The sequence below is a fragment of the Croceitalea sp. W27 genome (assembly GCF_055693185.1).
In genome coordinates this window covers 3372743-3390998 of the sequence record NZ_CM146327.1, presented here as the reverse complement: position 1 = coordinate 3390998, position 18256 = coordinate 3372743, and the positions used below count along the sequence as shown (strand labels likewise).

The 18256-nt window shown below is 35.6% G+C and carries 20 protein-coding genes; 8 read left to right on the top strand and 12 right to left on the bottom strand.

Translation table 11 applies throughout. The features are described 5' to 3' along the window. Window positions 1-21 precede the first annotated feature (21 nt). The 6 genes from ACZ1GR_RS15315 to recR all read right to left on the bottom strand — a co-directional run bounded on the left by ACZ1GR_RS15315 (window position 22) and on the right by recR (window position 4872). A complete protein-coding gene (locus ACZ1GR_RS15315) occupies window positions 22-360 on the bottom strand; it encodes an Hpt domain-containing protein (protein ID WP_472609754.1) in 339 nt (112 codons plus the stop codon). Further along, on the bottom strand, window positions 360-971 hold the full coding sequence (locus ACZ1GR_RS15310; RefSeq protein WP_472609753.1) for a fumarylacetoacetate hydrolase family protein: 612 nt from the start codon (window positions 969-971) through the stop codon (window positions 360-362). Before ACZ1GR_RS15310 ends, ACZ1GR_RS15315 begins: the two co-directional genes overlap by 1 nt. Window positions 972-994: 23 nt before the next feature. After that, window positions 995-1903: a carboxypeptidase-like regulatory domain-containing protein gene (locus ACZ1GR_RS15305; RefSeq protein WP_472609752.1), complete on the bottom strand. Its 909-nt coding sequence runs from the start codon at window positions 1901-1903 to the stop codon at window positions 995-997. After that, on the bottom strand, window positions 1903-2679 hold the full coding sequence (locus ACZ1GR_RS15300; protein ID WP_472609751.1) for a 3'-5' exonuclease: 777 nt from the start codon (window positions 2677-2679) through the stop codon (window positions 1903-1905). Before ACZ1GR_RS15300 ends, ACZ1GR_RS15305 begins: the two co-directional genes overlap by 1 nt. 94 nt (window positions 2680-2773) lie before the next feature. Further along, window positions 2774-4132: a dihydrolipoamide acetyltransferase family protein gene (locus ACZ1GR_RS15295; protein WP_472609750.1), complete on the bottom strand. Its 1359-nt coding sequence runs from the start codon at window positions 4130-4132 to the stop codon at window positions 2774-2776. Window positions 4133-4251: 119 nt separating this feature from the next. Then, window positions 4252-4872, bottom strand: coding sequence for a recombination mediator RecR (recR, locus tag ACZ1GR_RS15290; RefSeq protein WP_377764730.1), 621 nt, complete (start codon window positions 4870-4872; stop codon window positions 4252-4254). Between the two features lie 161 nt (window positions 4873-5033). Here recR and ACZ1GR_RS15285 point away from each other — a divergent pair, with 161 nt between their 5' ends. Next, a complete protein-coding gene (locus ACZ1GR_RS15285; protein ID WP_472609749.1) occupies window positions 5034-6509 on the top strand; it encodes a sodium:solute symporter in 1476 nt (491 codons plus the stop codon). A 13-nt stretch (window positions 6510-6522) separates the two neighbouring features. Continuing rightward, a complete protein-coding gene (locus ACZ1GR_RS15280; RefSeq protein WP_377764728.1) occupies window positions 6523-6759 on the top strand; it encodes a DUF1059 domain-containing protein in 237 nt (78 codons plus the stop codon). A gap of 10 nt (window positions 6760-6769) precedes the next feature. On the opposite strand, the gene ACZ1GR_RS15275 is transcribed toward ACZ1GR_RS15280, so the two are convergent. The 4 genes from ACZ1GR_RS15275 to ACZ1GR_RS15260 form a co-directional block, all read right to left on the bottom strand. Next, window positions 6770-7129 carry a CoA-binding protein gene (locus ACZ1GR_RS15275; RefSeq protein WP_472609748.1) on the bottom strand — a complete coding sequence of 120 codons (360 nt, stop codon included), beginning with the start codon at window positions 7127-7129 and terminating at the stop codon, window positions 6770-6772. Window positions 7130-7509: 380 nt separating this feature from the next. Then, window positions 7510-8517: a beta-ketoacyl-ACP synthase III gene (locus tag ACZ1GR_RS15270; RefSeq protein WP_472609747.1), complete on the bottom strand. Its 1008-nt coding sequence runs from the start codon at window positions 8515-8517 to the stop codon at window positions 7510-7512. A gap of 109 nt (window positions 8518-8626) precedes the next feature. Continuing rightward, window positions 8627-9937: an ABC1 kinase family protein gene (locus tag ACZ1GR_RS15265; RefSeq protein ID WP_472609746.1), complete on the bottom strand. Its 1311-nt coding sequence runs from the start codon at window positions 9935-9937 to the stop codon at window positions 8627-8629. A 10-nt stretch (window positions 9938-9947) separates the two neighbouring features. Next, window positions 9948-10607 carry a TetR family transcriptional regulator C-terminal domain-containing protein gene (locus ACZ1GR_RS15260; protein WP_472609745.1) on the bottom strand — a complete coding sequence of 220 codons (660 nt, stop codon included), beginning with the start codon at window positions 10605-10607 and terminating at the stop codon, window positions 9948-9950. 380 nt (window positions 10608-10987) lie between these two features. Between ACZ1GR_RS15260 and htpG the strand changes: the two genes are divergently transcribed. The 4 genes from htpG (at window position 10988) to ACZ1GR_RS15240 (ending at window position 16063) form a co-directional block, all read left to right on the top strand. Further along, entirely contained in the window at window positions 10988-12877 is a 1890-nt protein-coding gene (gene htpG / locus ACZ1GR_RS15255; protein WP_472609744.1) for a molecular chaperone HtpG, read from the top strand. Window positions 12878-12979: 102 nt separating this feature from the next. Then, window positions 12980-14332 (top strand): hypothetical protein, encoded by a 1353-nt coding sequence (locus ACZ1GR_RS15250; protein ID WP_472609743.1) that lies wholly within the window; start codon window positions 12980-12982, stop codon window positions 14330-14332. A gap of 36 nt (window positions 14333-14368) precedes the next feature. Continuing rightward, the gene (locus ACZ1GR_RS15245; protein ID WP_472609742.1) at window positions 14369-15700 is read left to right on the top strand and encodes a hypothetical protein; all 1332 of its coding nucleotides are present in this window, start codon (window positions 14369-14371) and stop codon (window positions 15698-15700) included. Window positions 15701-15703: 3 nt separating this feature from the next. Beyond that, window positions 15704-16063, top strand: coding sequence for a DoxX family protein (locus ACZ1GR_RS15240; protein ID WP_472609741.1), 360 nt, complete (start codon window positions 15704-15706; stop codon window positions 16061-16063). Here the strand turns inward: ACZ1GR_RS15240 and ACZ1GR_RS15235 are convergent. Beyond that, a complete protein-coding gene (locus ACZ1GR_RS15235) occupies window positions 16060-16458 on the bottom strand; it encodes a hypothetical protein (RefSeq protein WP_472609740.1) in 399 nt (132 codons plus the stop codon). The two genes, ACZ1GR_RS15240 and ACZ1GR_RS15235, sit on opposite strands and share 4 nt — an antisense overlap. Further along, window positions 16451-17029, bottom strand: a complete 579-nt coding sequence (locus ACZ1GR_RS15230) for an RNA polymerase sigma factor (protein WP_472609739.1) — start codon at window positions 17027-17029, stop codon at window positions 16451-16453. The genes ACZ1GR_RS15235 and ACZ1GR_RS15230 overlap by 8 nt, the downstream gene beginning before the upstream one ends. 134 nt (window positions 17030-17163) lie before the next feature. Here ACZ1GR_RS15230 and ACZ1GR_RS15225 point away from each other — a divergent pair, with 134 nt between their 5' ends. Both ACZ1GR_RS15225 and ACZ1GR_RS15220 read left to right on the top strand, forming a co-directional pair. Continuing rightward, window positions 17164-17514, top strand: coding sequence for a DUF6249 domain-containing protein (locus ACZ1GR_RS15225; RefSeq protein ID WP_472609738.1), 351 nt, complete (start codon window positions 17164-17166; stop codon window positions 17512-17514). Between the two features lie 60 nt (window positions 17515-17574). Then, window positions 17575-18207, top strand: a complete 633-nt coding sequence (locus ACZ1GR_RS15220; protein WP_472609737.1) for an MOSC domain-containing protein — start codon at window positions 17575-17577, stop codon at window positions 18205-18207. The last annotated feature ends 49 nt before the right edge of the window (window positions 18208-18256 follow it).

Below are 18256 nucleotides of genomic sequence, written 5' to 3'. Positions count from 1 at the left end.
TTTGGTAAGTGAATTATCGTATTATACCTGGAAGTCTTTGTGAAGTTCGGCAACGACTTGTTCCACATCTTTCTTCAACAAAGGGAATTTTTCTTCTATGGTTGCCAAATTGTCTTCACTTTTACCTAATGTTTCTATCTCTAGAGCAGTTGCACGTGTCTGTTCCATGCCTAAAAGATCTACATTTGGCTTTATTTTATGCGCCATCTTGTAGACCTGTTCAAAATTTCTTTCTTCAATGGCTTTTTCTAAATTTTGAAGATCTTCAGGTACCTCCTCCAAAAAAACGGTTACCACAGAAATCACAAAATCTTGATCGCCTTCGGCCATCTCATTTATTTTATCTAGACTATATATCATTAGCGAACATTGATTGCAAAAAATTCCTCTCCTTCAATTCTTCCTTCAAGGTAGTCATTTGCTACAACTTTACCAACACCTGCTGGAGTGCCTGTAAAGATAATATCACCCTTTTTGAGCATAAAATAGGTAGATACATGCGCTATTAGGGCATCTATCTTCCACAACATCAAGCTAGTATCCCCTTTTTGCACTATTTCCTTATTTTTTAACAAGGAAAACCTTAATTTGTCCAAATTTTCGTACTTTTTTTTGTCAATCCACTTACCAACTACTGCGGCGCCATCAAATCCCTTCGCTTTTTCCCAGGGCAAACCTTTCTCTTTTAACTTCGATTGAAGGTCTCTTGCAGTAAAATCGATTCCCAAACCGATTTCATCGTAATACTTATGGGCAAATTTTTCATCTATGTGTTTCCCCACTTTTTTAATCTTTACAAGCACCTCAACTTCGTAATGTATTTCATTAGAAAATTCAGGAATATAAAAATCTTGCTCCTTTGGTAAAACGGCCGAATCGGGTTTTATGAAAACAACCGGTTCCGTTGGTCTTTCATTTTTTAATTCATCAATATGCGCGGCGTAATTTCTGCCAATACAAATTAGTTTCATTTGAGCTGTAATATTAGATAAGACTATCCCTTAGCAACCTTAACACTGATTGCTGGAATAAAGTTTTCTGTATTGTTCTTTGATTTCACCATAAAATCTTGCCATTCACCCATACCATATATCATGACCTTAAAGTTTTGATTCTTGGTGTACATGCCTCCAAAAGTAGGTGCAAAACGATCCTCTAATCGTTGCTTGTTGGTTAGTTGGTCTTTTTCATCTTTATTATACCAATTATAGGGTATAAAAAGCCATTCTAAACCAATATAGATACCTTCTTTAGGAACTTTTATTTTTAAGGATGATACATCAATAGAAGTATAATCATAAGATTTTAGTGATTCAAGAATGATGCTCTTTTGCACCAAATCTTTTTCCGGTTTTTTCGTATCTGGATTCACACCATAAACACGCAACCTAAATTTAGCACGTTCTCTTGTAAATTCATTTTTCTCCCTAAAAAATACCGTAACCGTCTCCAGATATTTTTTACTTGCCCCGATATTAGGAAAGTACAGTGCCAAAACCCAAGGTGTGGAAGAAGAATCGAATCCACTAGTAATGCTATAACTCGAAATAGGGTTGAGCACCTGTGCTTCTCCTAAGTTTTTGGCAACCACAACTTCTTCCAACTCAAAAGTAGCCTCTTCCATTTTAAGAAGTTTTTTGTCATATAGCCGTTGTGCTAATAAAATGGTGTCTTTATAACCTAATGAAGAAACATGTATCTTTTTCTCTAAATATTCTTTGGGGATTTCCAAAGCGTATTTTCCTTCCTCTGTAGTAGATGTTCCTGTTAAGGTGTTTAAAAAACTAATGTTTACATATGGTATAGGTTCATTGGTCTTAGCATCTACAACCCTACCATCAAAATCAATATTCTGTGAGAAGCAGAATACCGAAAAAAACAAGAATAAAAATGTCAATCGCATTAAGACAACTTATTATTTAGCTTGCTCAACTTCAATTGCGTTAGCACTTTTTTAGTATAAAGCGGAAAATCGGCATTCAGCATCCAACCAAAATAACCCGGCTCTTTCTCCAATACCTCATCTACTGTTTTGCCCTTGTGCTTACCAAAGGCAAAAGTCGGATTATCATTTTCATCAACCCCTATAAAACCAGCAAAATCTAATGATTGTTTGCGCGTAGTGAATTCAGAAAGTTTCTTAACATTGTTCTCCAGATCTGGGTAGCGGTCTAGTTGCGATAGCAGCACTTCATAAGTGGCCATGGTATCTGCTTCTGCACTATGGGCATCTTCTAAATCTTTATTGCAATAAAACTTATAGGCTGCACCTAAAGTACGCTTCTCCATTTTATGAAATATAGTCTGCACATCGACTGAAACCATGTGCTTCATATCAAAATCTACTTCTGCCCTAAGCATTTCTTCAGCCAATAAAGGAATATCAAAACGATCAGAATTGAAACCCGCTAGGTCACTATCCTTAATCATGGTATAGATTTCTTTGGATAATTCTTTAAAAGTTGGTTCGTTGACCACCTTTTCGTTCGAGATACCATGAACTGCAACAACCGCAGGAGGAATTTCCATTTCGGGATTGACCAACCATGTCTTGCTTTCCTTATTTCCGTTAGGAAAAACCTTAAGAATGGAAATTTCTACTATTCTATCTTTAGCTACATTGACCCCTGTAGTTTCTAAATCGAAAAAGCAGATAGGTTTCGTTAAGTTTAATTGCATTTTGGAATATCATTTTCCACAAAGATAGGTCTTCAATAAAAGTCACCTAGTAGATGCAATAAAATTTAGTTCGAATCAGTATGGAGCAACATTTCTAAATCTCGCGATTCACATCCCATGACTCAAGGTAATCGGCCACTGTTTTAATAAACATGCCACCCAAGGCACCATTTACCACTCGATGGTCATAACTGTGCGACAAGAACATTTTACTGCGTACACCAATAAAATCACCTTCAGGGGTTTCAATTACAGATGGCATCTTACGAATAGCACCTAAAGCCAATATACCTACTTGAGGTTGATTGATTATTGGAGTGCCAAAAACACTACCAAAAGTACCTACGTTTGTTACCGTATACGTACCATCTTTAATTTCATCAGGTTTAAGGGCATTATTTCTAGCGCGATTCGCCAAATCGTTTATTGTTTTGGCCATGCCCACCAAATTCAATTGATCTGCGTTTTTGATTACAGGAACAATTAGATTACCATCGGGCAAAGCTGCTGCCATACCTAGATTGATGTTCTTTTTCTTGATGACATTATCGCCATCTAATGAAACATTGATTAACGGAAACTTCTTTATGGCCACAGCAACGGCTTCCATAAAAATTGGTGTAAAGGTCAATTTTTCACCTTCGCGTTCCTCAAAGGCTTTTTTGACTTTATTTCTCCAATTAACCACATTGGTGACATCTACCTCAATAAAGCTTTGAACATGTGCAGAAGTAGATACACTTTCTACCATGTGATGGGCAATTAATTTGCCCATTCGAGATAATGGTATAATTTCATCTCCACCTGAAACTTGTACCGTACTTGTTTTTGGAGGACTAGCCACCGGTGCAGCTTTTGGAGTTTCCTTTACTTCAGCTACCCTTGGAGCTTCTTCTTTCTGTTCTACAGCAGGAGCACTGCCATTGGAACCTCTATTTTCAATAAATGCTAGAATATCGTTTTTGGTTACGCGTCCTTCCTTTCCAGTACCAGGAATTGTATCCAATTCCGCCACAGATATATCTTCTTCTTTGGCAATATTCTTTACAAGAGGAGAATAAAAACGTTCTGAACTTGAGAAATCTTGAACAGCTGTCGCAACAGTTTCTCTTGCTGCAAAAACTTGTTGTTGAATTTGTGCTACTGGCTCTTCAGCATCAATCTCTACCTCCTTCTCAGCAGGGCTTTCAACTTCGGCATTTGGTGCATCTCCTTCAACTTCAATGACAGCAACCACTTCACCTACCTTAATTACATCATCAACCTCGAACCTTTTTTCAACTAAAGTTCCCTCTACTTCACTAGGTACTTCAGAATCCACCTTATCGGTTGCAATCTCAAAAATAGCTTCATCCATTTCGATGGTGTCACCAACTTCTTTGAGCCAAGTAGTTAGCGTTGCTTCTGCAACACTCTCTCCCATTTGCGGTAATTTCAATTCAAATTTTGACATATTCTTAATTAACGTATCAATTGACGCTTATATTTTGCAAAAATAACAAAATAATGACCTTATCATTAATTTTTATGTATTAAATAACACTTCTTTCATCAATCTATTTTGATTGATGGTCAATTGGCTTTAATAGAGCTTTCAAATGGAACACGGTTTAAAATACTCCTTCCTAAAGTAACCTCATCGGCATATTCCAATTCATCTCCCACAGAAATACCTCTGGCAATCGTAGAAGTAGTTATGTCCGTACCCTCTAATTGCTTATAAATATAAAAATTAGTGGTATCGCCTTCCATAGTTGAGCTTAGCGCAAAGATGAGCTCTTTAACCTTTCCCATTTTTACTTTGGTCACTAATGAAACAATATTCAAATCTTGCGGCCCTACACCTTCCATTGGAGAAATCTTTCCACCAAGAACATGGTACAGCCCTTGATATTGCGAGGTGTTTTCAATAGCCATTACATCTCTAATATCTTCTACAACACAAACAAGACTTTCATCACGTTTTGGGTTAGCGCATATTTCGCATAGTGCCGTATCAGAAATATTATGACAAGAACTACAAAAATTTATTTCTTCTCTCAGCTTCATTAATGAACCGGCCAAAAATGCTGTCCGTTCTTCCGGTTGTTTTAATAGGTGCAACACCAAACGTAACGCCGTTCGTTTACCAATACCGGGTAATTGCGACATTTCATACACGGCATTTTCCAAAAGTTTAGAAGAGTATTCCATTGCTGTAAAATTACAATTTTACATTTATTGGCGTCGCCAAAATATATAATACTCTGGGGCTTTACTTAAATTAAAATTCAATTCTGTTTAAAGCTTCGTTTTGCCGCACCAAGGTAGCTTAGCTAGCTAGCTTTTTGTATTTTGCCAAACAAATAGATTTTATGTCTGCAATTCAGATATTACTGCTTATTGGAGGGTACTTTTTAGTACTTCTACTTATCTCTTACGTTACAGGCAAAAATGACTCCAACACCGATTTTTTTAAGGCGGGTCAAAAGTCTCCATGGTATTTAGTCGCGTTCGGAATGGTTGGGGCCTCACTTTCTGGGGTAACTTTTATTTCTGTGCCAGGTTGGGTAGAGGCTTCGGAGTTTAGTTATATGCAGGTGGTCTTGGGTTATTTGGTAGGCTATTTTGTTGTGGCCTTTGTCTTATTACCTGTTTATTATAGACTAAACTTAACCTCAATCTATGAGTATCTTTTAGAGCGCTTCGGCCATGTAAGTCACAAAACAGGAGCTTTTTTCTTTTTTGTTTCTCGCGTTTTAGGAGCCGCTTTCAGGCTATATCTAGTAGCAATAGTATTACAGCAATTTGTATTTGATGACTTAGGCGTACCTTTTGAAATAACAGTTGTAATTTCTATAGCCTTAATATGGATATACACCAATCGCGGAGGTATAAAAACTATAGTCTGGACGGACACACTACAAACCACTTTTATGATTGCAGCGGTAATTCTCTCTATCATATTAATCAATAGAGAGCTGGACTGGAGTTTTGGCGAGTTCTTAGAATCTGATGAATTAAAAAATTATAATAAGTTTTTCTTTACCGATAGTCTTTTGGCTAAAAACCATTTTATAAAATCGTTTCTTGGTGGAATGTTCATTACTATCTGTATGACGGGGCTTGACCAAGATATGATGCAAAAAAACCTAACCTGTAAAAATCTTAAGGATGCCCAAAAGAACATGGTTTCTTTTAGTTTTGTTTTGGTAGGCGTCACCTTTCTTTTTATGCTTTTAGGAGCTTTACTATTTATTTACAGCAAACAAAATGGAATAGCAATTCCATTAATGGATGGCGCACCAAAAACAGATTTGCTCTTTCCGGAAGTTGCTCTGAATAGCGGATTAGGTCTTACGCTTTCCATTACATTTATGCTCGGTCTAATCGCTGCGGCCTATAGCAGCGCAGATAGCGCATTAACCTCTTTGACCACTTCTTTTTGTGTAGATTTTTTAAACATTGAACAAAAATCTGAAATTGAGCAAAAAAAGATTCGCAAAAAGACACATATTGCGATGAGCCTTGCTTTAATCTTGGTTATTATCTCTTTTAAGTATATCTTAAGTCGGAATGTTATTGACAGCCTCTTAATTGTAGCAGGATATACCTACGGCCCACTTTTAGGCCTCTTTGCCTTTGGCATTTTTACAAAACACAAAATAAAGGACAAGTACGTATGGATTGTCGCAATTCTATCGGTTGTGATAATAGCAATTATTGGAAATATAGATGCGAAATTTCTAGGCGGTTATGCCGTAGGCTATGAATTACTGCCTTTAAATGGTCTACTTACTTTTATTGGCCTATGGCTCATACGGGATAGAAAGCAAAAGGCACCTCTTTAAAACATAAGAAACTATGAAAACAATGACCTGTAAACAATTAGGTGGAGCCTGTAATATTGAATTTAGGGCTGATACTTTTGAAGAAATAGCCGAATTAAGCAAAAAACATGGCATGGAAATGTTTCAAAAAAATGATGCAGCACACTTAGATGCTATGAACGAGATGAAAACACTCATGAAATCACCAGAAGCCATGCAGGCATGGTTTCAAAACAAAAGGGAAGAATTTGAAGCCTTACCAAGCGAGTAAGATTCCTTTTTTAATATTGGCCGGTAGCTAATAAAACCAGGGTGCAGGCAACCTCAACTTGTATTCCTTTTTCTCCTAACAATTTATAAAATTCTGGGTTCTCGGTACCAGGGTTAAAAATCACTCTTCTCGGTGCCAATTCCGTAATTTGATAGTAATACTCGCTTTGTCGAGAAGGGTTCATGTATAGGGTGATGGTATCTATGTTTTTAATATCCGACAAATTGGTTTTAATTTGCACCGAACCTACATATCCGGCCCTTAACCCAAATGCCTTTGTATCAATATTATTCTCCTGTAAACGGTGAATAGCTATGTTACTGTAACGATTGGTTTTTAAAGAAGCACCAAAGACTAAAGTTGTTTTCATTTGTTATTTATCTGTTAAACTAGGTTAAAAGTCGTAACGATTTACGAAAAATATCGTCTATTGGTAATAGACTTAAAATTTTAATCATTGGTAAGACTGTATTTTTTATAGTTAATGGTTAGTGTTTAGTATAGCTTATCAATGACAAAACCCTGACTTCTTTATTGGAGTCAGGGTTCTTTTTTAAATGCTTACCTAAGAACAGCATCAACCGCACTCTTAAAAATTGTTAAAGCCAGGTTTTAATGTAACATCATTTAGATATTGGCGTCTTTTTAAAAAGGAATTAAAGTATTGGTTTGTTTGAGATAGAAATTGGTTGGTTAGTTCTACATCAAGAAATCAATAAGAAACCCTAGTGTAAAAACTAGGGTTTATTTTTACCATCTAATAATGGCACTGCCCCAAGTAAATCCACTACCAAAGGCTGCCAGTACTACTAAATCACCGTCATTAATTTTACCTTTTTCCCAAGCTTCGGTCAAAGCTATAGGTATTGAGGCCGCAGTTGTATTGCCATAGTGCATAATGTTATTATACACTTGATCGTTCGAAAGCCCAAACTTCTTTTGTACAAACTGAGAAATTCTAAGGTTTGCCTGGTGCGGAACCAACATATTAATGTCAGAAGGATTTAATCCGTTTATCTGCAGGCCTTCCATTATCACTTCGCTAAAACGAACTACAGCGTTCTTAAAGACAAACTGCCCGTTCATGTAAGGAAAATAGGATTCATCATTAGGATCATTGTCATCTATAATATCGGTTACCCATCGTTTGCCCATGCCTGGCGCAATAAGCGAAAGTTCTTCTGCGTGTTGCCCTTCGGAATGCAAATGGGTTGAAAGAATACCTTTTGTGGTATCTTCTTCTCTACTCACAACGGCAGCGCCTGCACCATCCCCAAAAATAACGGACACTCCCCTACCCCTTGTTGTCATATCCAACCCTGTAGAATGTACCTCAGAACCAATGACCAAAACATTTTTGTACATACCACTTTTTACATATTGGTCGGCAACCGATATTCCATATACGAACCCAGAACATTGGTTTCTAACATCCAGGGCACCTACAGTTTTGATACCTAAATCTCGTTGCACCAAAACGCCCGGGCCAGGGAAATAATAGTCTGGACTCAAGGTTGCAAAAACAATAAAATCAATGTCATCTTTATCTATTCCTGCTCGTTCTATAGCTACTTTGGCTGCTTTGACCCCCATTGTAGTCGTAGTATCTTCACCTTTTACTACATGTCTTCTTTCTTTAATACCTGTACGTTCTTGAATCCATTCATCATTGGTATCCATTAACTTAGAAAGATCATCATTGGTTACAACATTCTCAGGAACGTAATGGCCAAGGCCTATAATTTTAGAATTATACATAAAAAACGTGTTTGAAACCCATTAGAGATGAGTAATTGAATCGGTAAAGTAAAAAATAAATTGATGGTACTAAAACATTCGGATTTATTTTAAACCTTGGATATTACATTTAGTCCAGATACTGTCTAAAATTATTTACCGTGACCTTGGCCTTTAAATCGTGCAAAAGATTGTAGAGACCGAAGAAAGTACGGTTCATATATAAAAAATGTTTTGAGCCACGATTACCGTTCATTTTTCGTATTTGCTCGTCTTTGGAATAGCGTTCGCTAAGGTCTGCTATTTTAGCCCAAAAGACATCAGAACCAAAGTCGAACTCTTCTTCATGAAAAGGCGAGGTAAATAGACTTAGCATCTCTTTAAACAAGGCCGTGAAAAAATCTAGTTCTTTTTGAGAATCTGTTGGCGTCAATATTTCAAGTTCATAGAGCTTTTCCATAAAGATTTCATCGTTATTGATGTTTTCTTTCTTGGCCAACTCAAAATAGGGAATATAAAACTCATCTGGAATCTCTTTAATACAGCCAAAATCGATAGCGATTAAAGTATTTTCTTTACTGACTAGAAAATTACCTGGGTGGGGGTCGGCATGCACTTTTCGCAAACCGTGAATTTGAAACATGTAAAAGTCCCAAAGGGCTTGCCCTAGCTTATTTCCGATTTTTTGTGCGAACCCGGCTTTAGCAAACTCACTTAGATGAACTCCTTTCATCCAGTCCATCGTAATGATTCGTTCGCTAGAAAGTTCTTCATAATATTTAGGGAACTCCATATTGGGTATAACCGAACAAGCTTCAGTTATCTCCTTACTTTGTTTTAACTCTAAAATGTAATTGGTCTCTTCCACCAATTTATTCTCAACTTCCTTAAAATATTTATCGGAGTCTTTTCCCTGCAAGTTGAACATACGAATGGCAATAGGTTTAACTATAGCTAAATCACTGCTTATACTTTCCGCAACACCAGGATATTGAATTTTAACAGCTAGTTTTCTGCCATCTTTAGTGGCTTTGTGTACTTGACCGATACTCGCAGCGTTAACCGAATCACGCTCAAAGGTGTCAAAAATCTCCTCTGGATATTTGCCAAGATATTTTTTGAAGGTTTTACGGACCAATGGTGCAGAAAGTGGTGGTACAGAAAATTGGGAGAGTGAAAATTTCTCTACGTAGGCACTAGGTAGTAGGTTTTTCTCCATGCTTAGCATCTGGGCTACTTTAAGTGCACTGCCTTTTAAACTTTTTAGCCCGTCATAAATATCACCTGCATTATCCTCATTAAGTTCATCTTTACTTAAATTAGGATTGACTAGTTTTTTACTATAGTATTTGGCATAGTTACCACCTATTTTCACACCAGTTTTTACCAATTTCCCAGCACGCTCAATCTTTCCCGTAGGTATCTTATCTAGTGTCTTCATATTTATAGTACTAAGCGAAGTTCTCTTTGTATAAAAACTTACCGAAATCGATAATACTTTCTAAGGGGGTATTATCAAAAAGGTCAAATATTGTGGTAACCGACTTTTCTATTGCTAAATCAGTTTTTTCAAAACCAGCTGAAGAGTCATCTATCCAAAATTTCAGCAAAAACAAAAATTGCACCCAAGCACCCTCTGAAAATATTCTCGGACTCTGCTTTGTTATCTTTAGGGTCTTATCTGCATTACCTTCTTCAATAAGCTCCGTTGCAAAACCTTTAAGATGTGACCTTAGCTCTTTAAGTTCTCCCATCTTATCCAATAACTGTCTTTTTCCGTCCAAAGAAAAAAGTACATAACTGCGATTTAGGGTTAAAAGTTCAAAAAAGGTGTAAAAATAAGTGAGCATTTTGTCTTTGTTGCTAAAGCTACCGTACTCCTTATTTTTATTCAGAAGATGAATTGTATTAGAATGAAACTTATTCCATATCCCTTTTTGCAAAGCTTCGAAAGAACCAAAAAAGCCGTAAAATTCATCTTCTTTGATTTTATTTTCTTTACAAAATTTATAGACCGATTTCGGATGCATTTCGTGTTCCAAAACGTAATCCATATAAAATGCGATGATTTTATCTTCTGTTATTTTTGTCGTGCTTGCCTTTGTAGCCATATTCAATTTTTTGTTAAAACGAATTTACAATATTATAAACATAGATTCTGTTAATAATCTAACAAAAAGAGAAAACGTGTTCCCTTAGCAAGAACACGTTTTCAACAACCTAACCAATAAATAAACAAACTTGTTGTAATAAACTTTTTCATAGCAAAATTTATCCTCACAACTGTGTAAAGATATATAATGTTCAACTAATTTTAAAATTAATTAAACAAAATATTTGTTAAACTTTTGAGCTTAAAAATTATTGACCTTATCCTGGTGTCAGTTTGTCACTTTTTTCGGCTATGGTACTTTTTTTGAAAAGTAGTTTGTGAATTATAAATAAAGAAAATCCGCGTTTGCGGATGAAATACAATAAAATCAAAGTAATTATGGCGACAGGTAAAATTAATGTTTCGGTAGAAAATATTTTTCCGCTAATTAAAAAGTTTCTCTACAGCGACCACGAAATATTTTTACGTGAGTTGATTTCAAACGCGACAGACGCTACTTTAAAACTCAAGCATCTTACTTCCATTGGAGAAGCGAAAGTAGAATATGGCAATCCGCTAATTGAAATCAAAGTGGATAAGGATGCCAAAAAAATCCATATTATCGACCAAGGCATCGGTATGACCGAAGACGAAGTCAAGAAATATATCAACGAGGTAGCTTTTTCAGGTGCAGAAGAGTTTTTAGATAAGTATAAAGATGCCGGTAAAGACGCTGGTATTATCGGGCATTTTGGCCTAGGTTTCTATTCAGCTTTTATGGTTGCTGAAAAAGTTGAGATTATCACCAAAAGTTTTAAAGACGAACCAGCAGTGCATTGGTCTTGTGATGGATCACCAGAATTTGAATTAAAAAAGGCTAAAAAGGAAGATAGAGGTACTGAGATCGTGCTTCATGTTGCCGAGGATTCAACTGAATTTTTGGAAGATTCTAGAATACGTGAACTTTTGACCAAGTACAACAAATTTATGCCTATTCCGATCAAGTTCGGAACAAAAACAGAAACACTGCCCAAGCCAGAAGGTGCAAAAGAAGAAGACCCTGCTCCTACCAAAGAGGTTGATGATATTATAAATAATCCAAATCCTGCATGGACAAAAAAACCGTCAGATTTAAAAGATGAAGATTATAAAGGTTTCTACAGGGAACTGTACCCCATGCAGTTCGAGGAGCCATTGTTCAATATTCATTTGAATGTAGACTACCCATTTAACTTAACAGGTATTTTATACTTCCCTAAGTTGACCAATGACCTCAATATTCAAAAAGATAAGATACAATTATATCAGAACCAGGTATTCGTTACCGATAATGTCGAGGGCATAGTACCAGAGTTTTTAACCATGCTACGTGGTGTAATAGATTCTCCTGATATTCCCTTAAATGTATCACGCTCTTATTTGCAGGCTGACGGTGCCGTTAAAAAGATTTCATCTTACATTACTAAAAAGGTGGCCGATAAGTTAAGCTCACTTTTCAAGAATAGCCGTGAAGACTTTGAGCAAAAATGGAACGACATTAAAGTAGTCATTGAATATGGTATGCTTTCTGAAGATAAATTCTTTGAAAAGGCCGACAAATTTGCCTTGTATCCAACCATTGATGGTAAGTACTTCACTTTTGAAGAGCTAGAGGCTAAAATAAAGGATACCCAGACCGATAAAGATGACAAACTGGTTATTCTTTACGCATCTGACAAGGAAGCACAACACAGCTACATCGAAGCTGCAAAAGCAAAAGGTTATGAAGTATTATTATTAGACTCGCCTATTGTACCTCATCTAATGCAAAAATTAGAGACTTCGAAAGAAAAGATTTCTTTTGCCCGTGTTGATGCCGACCATATCGATAATCTTATCAAAAAAGAAGACACCACTATTTCTAAACTTTCTGATGAAGAAAAAGAAAAGTTAAAAGGTGAGATTGAAAAAGTAATTGACCCATCTAAAGGTTTTACGGTGCAATTAGAAGCGATGGACAGCTCGGCACAACCATTTATCATCACTGAGCCAGAATTTATGCGTAGAATGAAAGATATGCAGCAAACAGGGGGCGGAGGAATGTTCGGTATGGGCAATATGCCAGATATGTTCAACTTAATCGTTAATACCAACAATGAATTGGTAGGTGAAATTTTAAATACCAAAACAGCCAAGAAGAGGGAGCGACTAATTAATCAATCTCTTGATTTAGCTCGCTTATCTAAGGGACTTTTAAAAGGTGAAGAACTTACTAATTTCATTAATCGTAGTTACGATATGATAAAGTAATTAACTCAAACCCAGTCTGAATTTTAGCATATAAAACGCTCATAGCTACTATGAGCGTTTTTTTTTGTAAAAGCTTTATATTAGAACATCAAAAAACCAACCATGAGTAACGATTACAATAGTTCTTCTTTTAAAAAATTACTTGATAAACTACAACAAGAAAGTTGGCAGTTAGAACTATTAATATCTGGTTTCGCCATTTTTGGGCTTTTTCAAGTAATGCATCCGCTTAAAGAAGAACTAATGAAGGCCATTGGCAATGATGACTTCATTTATCGTTTTTTTATACAAACGGTATACCCCGCACTTAGCATTTTACTGGTGGTGCTTTTGGTGCATGTGATTTTGAGAGGTGTATGGATCGGGGCTCTTGGACTTAGATATGTTTCGAATGAAATTGATTATGATGAATTGCAATACTCCAAAAAATTCACGGATCACCTTACCAAAAAAGTAGGTTCTTTTGACAGGTATATATCGAGGTTAGAAAACATTTGCAGTACCCTATTTGCCATCGCTTTTTTAATGATATTTTACTTTATGGCATATATGCTAATAATCGGTTTCTACATTCTAGTCAGTAATTTAGTAGAGCTTACCGATATTTTCAGCAGTGAACAGCAGGTTATTTTTAATGTGTATTGGGCATTCTTCTACTTTTCTTTTGCTTTGCTCATTTTTATAGATTTCATAGGCATGGGCATCTTAAAGAAAGGTAATTTAAGACCAAAAATTTATTATCCCGTTTATCGCTTTTTCAGTATCATAACCCTTTCTTTTTTATATCGCCCTTTGGTCTATAATTTTTTAGATCAAAAAAGAACCAAATGGTTAGCTACTTTTATTTTACCCGCCTATTTACTTATCAGCTTCTTACTAAGTTCTTTCTCAAAGCAGCATTCCAATTACTTAACCACCAGTGGAGACTCAAGTGCCATTTATGCCAATAAAGGCAACTACGAAGATGTTATCGACAATAGCGAAGATTTAATTGATTTTGCCACGATACCCTCAAAAATTATCACCACATCGTACCTACCCCTTAAGATACCTTTTACCACATTTAAAGAGAATGCCGTTTTTGAAAAAGATAGCACTCTAAAGCCTAACAAAGATGAAAGAGGCTACGGCTTTAATGGAAAAAGCATGTCGATTCCAGGATTAACCCTTTCTATAGGCAACAATAAAGACGTAGACCAACAAAAAAAATACTTGAATGTGGTAAATGATATGTACGAAGTACTTATCGATTCAACCATAGTTGAAAAAGAGTTCATTTACACGACAAATTCAAATGGGCGGCTTCAGTTCGAAACTTTTTTGGATATATCGACAATAGGAAAAGGGAAACATCTTTTACATATTGTAGGACCAGCTGGCGATAACGAACTTTTTAAAAAGAAAATTAAAATTGACACCTTGGTAACCATTCCTTTTTGGCATTATAAAGACTAAACTTTAGTACCTTGTTTGTTAAAGTCAACCATTCCAATGAATAACGATTATAAAAGTCCTGCGTTTAGAAAACTGTTGGACTCTCTACAACAACAAAGTTGGGAACTGGAACTTCTAATTTCTGGTTTTGCCATTTTTGGGCTTTTCACAGCTTACGAGCCCTTAAAAATTGAAATGCTAAATGCAGAAAATGAAAGGCAGATCTATAGTTTCGTTGTGCATTTTATCGCACTTATCGCCTGTTCAATTTTGCTTTTCAATCTATTGCTACACGTTATTTTAAGGGGTTTATGGATAGGTGCTTTAGGCTTACGTTATGTTTCGGGCGACATTGAATTCGATAAATTAAAGTATACCGATAAATTCAAAAACTATCTCTCAAAAAAAATAGTATCGTTCGACCGCTATATTGGTAGTCTCGAAAATTATTGTAGTGTACTCTTCGCCATTTCTTTTCTACTGATATTCTACGTGATAGCCTTGGCCTTAGTTATCATTTGTTTTGTGTTGATTGCAAATTTTATTATCGATAATGAAACTCTCCCTAGGTGGATATCGCAAGGAGTTGGCATCTTTTTAATGATTTTTCTTGTTATCGGCATGCTCTTGACCTTTTTTGATTTTATTACACAAGGTTTGCTCAAACGTAACAAATGGGTAGCCAAAGTCTACTTTCCGATATATTGGGTATTTAGTTTTGTGACCTTATCTTTCTTATACAGACCCTTGGTTTACAATTTTCTAGACAACAAGTTCGGCAAGAGGCTAATTCTTCTATTAACGCCCATATATGTATGCATATTAATTCTTGCATCTTTTACTTATGAAAAATCCAATTATTTGGATGCGGATAGAGATTCATCCTCAATTTTTGCAAATAAAGAAAATTATCAAGATTTACTCACGGAGGAAGGAGATTTACCAGGAGAAATAGTAATTCCATCAAAAATAATCAGAACCCCCTATTTACCTGTTTTTATCCCTTTTGAAGAAAATATTGAAGATCGAATTTTTGCATACGACTCCACCATCAAGCCTGAAAAAGACCTAAGGGGTTTATCTTCTGATATTCAAATAACCGGTTCAGGGAACAGTTGGAAAAATAGAAGACAGAGAGATAGTCTTAGAAAACGGTATGTTACCCTTTTTAATGAAATCTATTCCTTTAAAATCGACACCTTAAAATTGGACTCAGATTTCATCGCGACTACAAACACTAAGGGTCAATTAGGTTTTGAGACCAATATAGACATTAGGGAAATCTCTGAAGGAAAACATCTTCTAATACTGCGCCGATTTCGAAAAGTTAAGGATACAACAGAGACCTATATCGAAGCAGAAATACCGTTTTGGCACTTTAAAGAATAATTTATGATATACCCCTGGCATCTTTACCTAATGGCCTTAATGTATGTATTTGGTGGGTTAATGCACTTTATTAAACCAAAGGCCTATATGCGTATTATGCCAAGGTACTTACCAAATCATAAAGCATTGGTTTTCTGGAGTGGAGTTGCTGAAATTGCTTTAGGCATAGGGCTTTGCTTTTCTTCTACAAAAAACATCGCTATTTGGGGTATTGTAGCTATACTAGGCATATTCCTATTCGTACATTTTTACATGTTATCAGGCGAGAAAGCATCTGCCGGCATTCCGAAATGGGTTCTAATCCTTAGAATTCCTTTACAATTCGGGCTAATGTATTGGGCCTATTGGTACTTGCCGTTTTAGGCCAGCCTATTCTCAAAGTATTTTTTTAATACTAACGTATGCAAGCAAACCATTAAACCAGATATTACAATCGCATACGTCATCGTTTTTGATAAACTGAATTGTGAGAAAAAATTAGAAGACCAAATTCCTACCTTATTCAAGTCTTTAAAATATGGATTAGAAATACCTGAAGTTATATATAGGTTTATTCCATATATCAGAAACCCAATAACAAAAATAGCCGCCACAGAAAGCAACCATTTTGGCAACAAAGGTTTATATACCAATCTTTCACTTTTTACAGAAATTGTTTTTTCAAGAACCTTTTTGGTAAAATTCAATGAAGGTGTCTCCAAAGTATCGGATACCATCAACTTATCGATAAGCTTTTCTAATTCTTCTTGGTTATCCATAATTCTTTATTGTTTCAGGGTTCAACCTTTCTTTTAATATCTTTGCCAATCTAGCTCTAGCTCTAAAGAGTTTAACCTTAACATTGTTTTCTGTTAAGTTAAGAATCTTAGAAAGTTCGTTCAAGTTTTTTTCTTCAAAGTAAAATAATGTAAGTAAAGCACTATCACTTGGTGACAGCAAGCCTATACATTGTTTCAACACCTTTGACTTTTCTTCTCTTTCAATATCATCTAAAACTGTACTCAAATCAGATATTTCTACACCCGATATTTCATCGAACGACTTTATTTGTTGCACTTTTTTTATTTTTTTAAGCCTATCCAAACAACTGTTGTAGGCTATTCTATAAATCCAAGTAGAAAATTTAGAATCTCCTTTAAAACTTTTTATAGACTTAAAAACCTTAACAAAGGTGTCTTGAGCCACTTCTTCTGCTTCTTCTGTATTTTTCAACATTCGTAACGCCACCGTAAACACCAAATTCTTATAGTTATCCACTAGTTTTGAAAACTCCTGCGAATTACCATTAATTATTAATTGAACATTTGGCTGGTATTGGTTTTGTTCCATTTAATCCATAAGACGAAAATATTGCTATTAAGGTTACATAAATTTAAAAAAACTTAAATGCGTGTAACCTTTTTTGAAAAACTATCGTCATAAGGGCAAATGAGTTTATTAATCAATTAAAAATCGAAACAATTATGGGATCAGAATTAATCATTATACCAATTTTCTTTGGTGCAATTTTCGGAATAGCCTATCTCTATTTCTCAACACGAAACAAAGAACGACTGGCCTTAATAGAAAAAGGTGCCGATGCAAGTATTTTTGTAAAGGGCCGAGATAGCAGAACAGCACCTATTTGGAAAGTATTGTTGTTAAATCTTGCCTTACTATTAATGGGTATAGGTCTCGGAATATTTTTAGGCTCACTTTTAGAGGCTCTCGGTTTTGATGAAGATGTGGCTTACCCGGCAACCATCTTTTTTATGGCAGGTATTGGTTTATTTGTTGGGTTCACCATGACAAAACGTTTAGAAAAAGAAGACTAACCCGCTAAACATTAACATGAAAAACCATCACAAATGTGATGGTTTTTTTATTTTCATAAGATGAAAGTTATCTCTACAAACATTGGTAAACCGACCAAAGTATTATGGAATGGCGAAACCATAGAAACCGGAATTTATAAGTATCCCGTAAATGAACCTATTTTTTTACAAAAAGAAGATGTGGCAAAAGATGCTGTTATAGACCGAAAACATCATGGTGGAACTTACAAAGCGTGCTACTTGTTTTCGGCCGACAACTATGATTTCTGGAAGAAAAAGTATCCCAATCTTGATTGGGACTGGGGGATGTTCGGAGAAAACTTAACAGTTACAGGATTAGACGAATCCAAAATTAGAATAGGGGATATCTACAAAATTGGCACTGCACTTGTACAAGTAACACAACCTCGTCAACCGTGTTTTAAGCTAGGTATTCGTTTTAAAGACCAAAACATATTAAAACAGTTTATACATCATGAAAAGCCTGGTACTTATGTTAAAGTTTTAGAAGAAGGCACCGTTACCAATGATGACGACCTGAACCTGGTTGAACAATCTGTAAATGCATTGACAGTAAAACAATTTTATCAATTACTATACATGCGAAAAAAGGATAGTGCCTTAGTTGATTTAGCTATTAACAACATAGCCTTACCACCGCATAAACGAGAAAACCTAAAAAGATATACATAAAAAAACCTCAACTTGAGATTGAGGCTTTTTAAACTGAATAAAAATTAAC